This window comes from Streptococcus sp. DD11, from assembly GCF_001578865.1.
GTDB classification, from domain to species: Bacteria; Bacillota; Bacilli; order Lactobacillales; family Streptococcaceae; genus Streptococcus; species Streptococcus panodentis.
The window spans coordinates 388,298-389,467 of record NZ_KQ969392.1; the positions used below are offsets into that span (position 1 = coordinate 388,298).

Genomic DNA, 1,170 nt, shown 5'->3' on the forward strand with positions numbered 1-1,170 from the left:
AATTTCTGGGCAGGGGCTAAAAAGGTCCCCCGGACCTTCCCTGCTTTTCAATTTCTGGGCAGGGGCTAAAAAGGTCCCCCGGACCTTTTTAGTCTCCCAATGTTGGAGCTGGCGTCGTTTGAAGAGATTTTCGAAGAGGGTTACTGCAAACCAAAGCTGCTGGCATCTGCCGCATCCCGTTCGGATACAGTATGGGCATAGCTCGTCAGCTGCTGGTTGATAGATGTCAGCAGTTCTTGAAATTTCACTACATTCCCATGCAGCTGATTATACTGCTGCAGGTAGGAATTAAAGGCGCTGCCTTCCCAATGCGACTGCATTTGACCATTGGCAGAATTAACGGACTGGATCGCTGCTTCGATTTGGTCGCGGGCACTTGAATAAACCGCTGCCTGCGCGATGAGTTCTTCAGGTGATAATGAAACTTTAGCCATGGTTGGCCTCCTTTTAAGATAAAAATTTAAAACAATTCTAAAGAACTATTTTATTATTACAGAATATTATACTATTCAGCAATAGGCTGTCAACCGAAATTCCAGCTTCTTAATCAACTGTAAATGAGAAGTAAATTTATTCATTTCGCCGTTGATGCAGCGTCATATTTTCATTTGGCAGTAACTGACTGTAATATTTTACCTTATCCCTGCTTTTCGCTGCTGACACCGTCAGCTGCAAAGCAAGGGAGAGCAGCAGGCGAGAGAAATGTGACAGTTCGGTAACTTTTTTTCAGCAGGTTTATCCGCACATCCCTGACTGCTTTGCCGTCCTGAGACGGGGAATTGCCTAAAACCGGCCATCCGGCAAACAGAAAGGTTTTTCAGCCTGTCAGTTTATTCATGAATGGTCACAGTCCGAAAGACATTCCGAATGTCTATATAATCCAGATTCTCAGCCTGACCCAAGAGACCGACCGTTCCCGTAAAGCTGATCATAAATATGACAGGGCCGCTTTCCACAAAGGCAGCTGCCAAAAACTGAGCCAGCGGACCGGAAACCTCATCGATATAGGCATATTCGACCACCTGCCACTGCAAGCCGTTGACCTCATGCAGACCGTCTGACACCAGCCTGAACTGGTCAAGCCCTTGACTGTAGTCCTCGATCTCAGCCCTGTAGGCGGCAAAGTCATAAGACCGGTCAACGGTCCGGATATTCATCAGAATATTGGGG

General features: G+C 46.9%; 2 protein-coding genes. Both read right to left on the reverse strand.

The genetic code is table 11. From position 1 onward, the window contains the following. Positions 1–140: 140 nt before the first annotated feature. Positions 141–434: a WXG100 family type VII secretion target gene (locus STRDD11_RS01805; protein WP_128834785.1), complete on the reverse strand. Its 294-nt coding sequence runs from the start codon at positions 432–434 to the stop codon at positions 141–143. Positions 435–830: 396 nt separating this feature from the next. Continuing rightward, a partial coding sequence (locus STRDD11_RS01810; RefSeq protein ID WP_164828336.1) for a hypothetical protein occupies positions 831–1,170 on the reverse strand: 340 nt, incomplete at its 5' end.

Bases quoted from the DNA above. Each gene is read 5' to 3' on its own strand.
- STRDD11_RS01805 (WP_128834785.1), bottom strand. From the start codon at position 434: ATGGCTAAAGTTTCATTATCACCTGAAGAACTCATCGCGCAGGCAGCG.